The 3,496-nt window shown below is 73.7% G+C and carries 2 protein-coding genes; both read left to right on the forward strand.

The window, feature by feature from the left end; translation table 11 throughout:
• A partial coding sequence (locus tag HYE82_RS35155) for a tetratricopeptide repeat protein (protein ID WP_179178287.1) occupies positions 1-2,326 on the forward strand: 2,326 nt, incomplete at its 5' end.
• Positions 2,327-2,431: 105 nt separating this feature from the next.
• The gene (sbnB, locus tag HYE82_RS35160; RefSeq protein ID WP_179178288.1) at positions 2,432-3,466 is read left to right on the forward strand and encodes a 2,3-diaminopropionate biosynthesis protein SbnB; all 1,035 of its coding nucleotides are present in this window, start codon (positions 2,432-2,434) and stop codon (positions 3,464-3,466) included.
• The last annotated feature ends 30 nt before the right edge of the window (positions 3,467-3,496 follow it).

The raw sequence follows: 3,496 nt of genomic DNA on the forward strand, positions 1-3,496 counted from the left end.
CACCCCGGCCCCGGCCGCACCCGCCCCGGCGGCCCGCGCCGACGGCGGCAGCCCCGGTGGCGGTCCCGGTGGCGGCCCGGGCGGCGGCCCCGGCGGTGACACCCCGGGCGGACGCGGTGCCATCGTGCCCTCGGAACTGCCCCCGGACGTACCCGGGTTCGCCGGTCGGGACGAGGAGCTGGCGGCCCTGGACTCCCTGGTGGACGTCCGGGGCCAGGACGGCCGCGCCGCCCCCACCGTCGGCCTGATCACCGGTGTGGCGGGAGTCGGCAAGACCGGCCTCGCCGTCCGCTGGGCCCACCGGGTCGCCGAACGGTTCCCCGACGGGCGGCTCTTCGCCGACCTGCGCGGCTACGACGAGCACCACGCCCCGACCACCGCCAGCGACATACTGGGCCGCTTCCTGCGCTCCCTCGGGGTGGAGAGCGACGACGTCCCCAACCGGCTGGAGGACCTGACCGCCCTGTACCGCAGCGTGCTCGCCGACCGCCGGGTCCTGCTCGTCCTCGACAACGTCCGGACCTTCGCGCAGATCAGGCCCCTGCTGCCGGGCAGCGGCGGCTGCACCGTCCTCGTCACCAGCCGCGAACAGCTGGAACAGCTCGTCACCTGGCCCCAGTCGGCCCGGGTCCACCTCGGCCTGCTGCCCGAGGAACGGGCCGTCGAGCTCCTCGGGCGCATCGTCGGCGAGACCCGCATCGCCGCCGCCCCGCAGGAGGCGCGGCGCCTGGTCGACCTGTGCGACCGCCTGCCGCTCGCCCTGCGCATCGCCGCCGCCCGGCTGGCCTCCAAGCCGCACTGGTCGGTACGCCACCTGGTCGCCCGGCTCAGCGACGAACGCCGCCGCCTCGACGAGCTCAGCCAGGGCGAGTCCCAGGTGCGGGCCAGCTTCGCGCTCAGCTACCGGTACCTGCACAAGGACGCCGCCCGCCTCTACCGCTACCTGGGTCTGCTCGGCGTACCCGACTTCACCGCGTGGGTGGGCGCCGCGCTGACGGACCTCGACGTCCTGGACGCCGAACGGCTGATAGAGCACCTCGTGGACGCGCAGTTCCTGGAGGTCGTCGGTGTCGACGCCACCGGACAGCTGCGCTACCGCTTCCAGAACCTGATGCGCCTGTACGCGGACGAGCTGGCCCGCGCCGAGGAGGCCGACGAGGACCGCGCCGCCGCCTGCGACCGGGTCTTCCGCACCTGCCTGACCATTGCCGAGCAGGCGCACCGCCGCGAGTACGGCGGCGACTACGGCATCGTCCACAGCGACGTGCCGCGCCGCACCATCGACCCCGTCCTGCTGGAGGAACTGCTCGCCGCCCCCCTGGAGTGGTACGAGGCCGAGCGGCTGTCCCTCGTCGCGGTCGTCGAGCAGGCCTCCGCGATGGGCATGTCCGACCTGGCCTGGGACCTCGTCATGTCCATGGAGGTGCTCTTCGAGTCCCGGAACTACATGGACGACTGGCGGACGTGCAGCGAGTACGCCCACGCCGCGGCCCGCGCCGCCGGCAACGTACGCGGCCAGGCCGCCATGGAGCAGCAGCTCGGCACCGTCGACCTGCGGCTGCGCCGGCTGCCCGAGGCCGCGGCCCGGCTGGAGCGCTCCCTCGGCCTGTACACCGAGGCCGGGGACGGGCTCGGGCGGGCGCTCGTGCTGAGCAACCTCGCCTTCATCGACCGGATCCGCGGCGAGTACGGGCGCGGCACCGGCCGGCTGGGCGAGGCCCTGCCGGTGTTCCGGGCGGCCGGCGACCGCTCCTCCGAGGCGTACGTCCTCAACCTCATGGCCCAGTTCGCCCGCGACGGGGGACAGCTGGAGCAGGCCGTGGAGCTCAGCCGGGACGCCGTCCGCGTGTGCACCAGCGTCGAGGGCGACGCCCGCAGCCTCGCCCTGGCCCTGCACGAGCTCGCCAGCGCCCAGCTGGCCCTGGGCCGGCTGGAGGAGGCCGAGGCCGAGTTCAACCGGGTCGTCGGGATCGTCCGGGAGAAGTCCGACCTGCTCGGCCTGTCCTACGCCCTGCTGGGCCTCGGCCGGACCCGGCAGGCGGCGGGCGCGGCCGACGCGGCCGAACAGACCTTCCTGGAGGCCCTCGACCACGCCCTGCGCACCCGCAGCCCGATGATCGAGGGCCAGATCCGCCTCGCCCTCGGCGAGGCCCACACCGCCGGCGGCCGGGTGGAGGAGGGCCGGACGCACCTGGTCCGCGCGCTCGGGATCTTCGAGCGGATCGGCTCCCCGCCCTGGGAGGAGAAGGCCCGCTCCGCCCTGGGAAGACTCCCGGGGCGACCACCCGGGGAAGACGTGCCGGCCGGCCCCGACGGGAGTGTGTGACCGGACCGGCCCCCGGCGGGGGCCGTAGCCGATCGATAACCCGCCGATAAGGCACGTGCCTAGCGTCATCGCAGACGAGAAAACTGCCGAGTTGTGGAGTCCGCGATGTCACGTACGGCCGGCGCGCCTTCCTTCGCCGTCATCCCCGGCGCCCAGGTGCACGAAGTCCTCGACGGCCGTGCGCCCGAAGTGGTGGGATTGATCGAATCCGCATACCGGGTGCACGGGGAGGGCGGAACCGTCAATCCGCCCTCCTGTTTCCTGCGTTTCCCCGACCGGCCGACAGCGCGCATCATCGCGCTGCCGGCTTCCATCGGGGGAGCGGCGCCCGTCGACGGGCTGAAGTGGATTTCCAGCTTCCCGGAAAATGTGGCGTCGGGGATTCCGCGCGCTTCCGCGGTGCTGATCCTCAACGACCCCGCGACCGGATATCCGCTCGCCTGCCTGGAATCCTCGATCATCAGCGCGGCGCGCACCGCCGCCTCGGCGGCGCTCGCCGCCGACCGGCTCAGCCCGGCCGGCCGCCGCCCCCGCCGGATCGGCTTCCTCGGCACCGGCCTGATCGCCCGCTACATCCACCAGTACCTGGCGGGCACCGGCTGGGAGTTCGACGGGATCGGCGTCCACGACCTGTCCGCCGAGCACGCGGCCGGCTTCGCCGGCTACCTGGACCGGGCGGGCGAACCGGCGCCCGTCACCGTCCACGACAGCGCCGAGAAGCTGATCCGCTCCAGCGACCTCGTGGTCTTCGCGACGGTCGCGGCCACCCCGCACGTCACCGACCCCGGCTGGTTCACCCACAACCCGCTGGTCCTGCACGTCTCCCTGCGCGACCTGTCCCCGGAAGTGATCCTCACCGGCTTCAACGTCGTCGACGACATCGAGCACTGCCTCAAGGCCGACACTTCCCCCCACCTCGCCGAACAGCTCACCGGGGGCCGCGACTTCCTCGACGGGACCCTCTACGACGTGCTCGAAGGCACCCTCGCCGTCCCCGACGACCGGCCGGTGTTCTTCTCCCCGTTCGGCCTGGGCGTCCTCGACCTCGCCGTCGGCCGGCACGTCTACGACACCCTCCGCGCCGAGGGCCGGCTGCCCGTCGTCGAGGACTTCTTCCACGACATGCGCCGCTACGGCTGAACCGCCCGCCTCCCCGCCTTCCCCTCCCGC

The sequence above is a fragment of the Streptomyces sp. BR123 genome (assembly GCF_013401435.1).
GTDB lineage: Bacteria > Actinomycetota > Actinomycetes > Streptomycetales > Streptomycetaceae > Streptomyces.

What these genes read in the sequence shown, in the direction of transcription:
- sbnB (WP_179178288.1), top strand. Translation starts at nt 2,432, where the DNA reads ATGTCACGTACGGCCGGCGCGCCTTCCTTCGCCGTCATCCCCGGCGCC.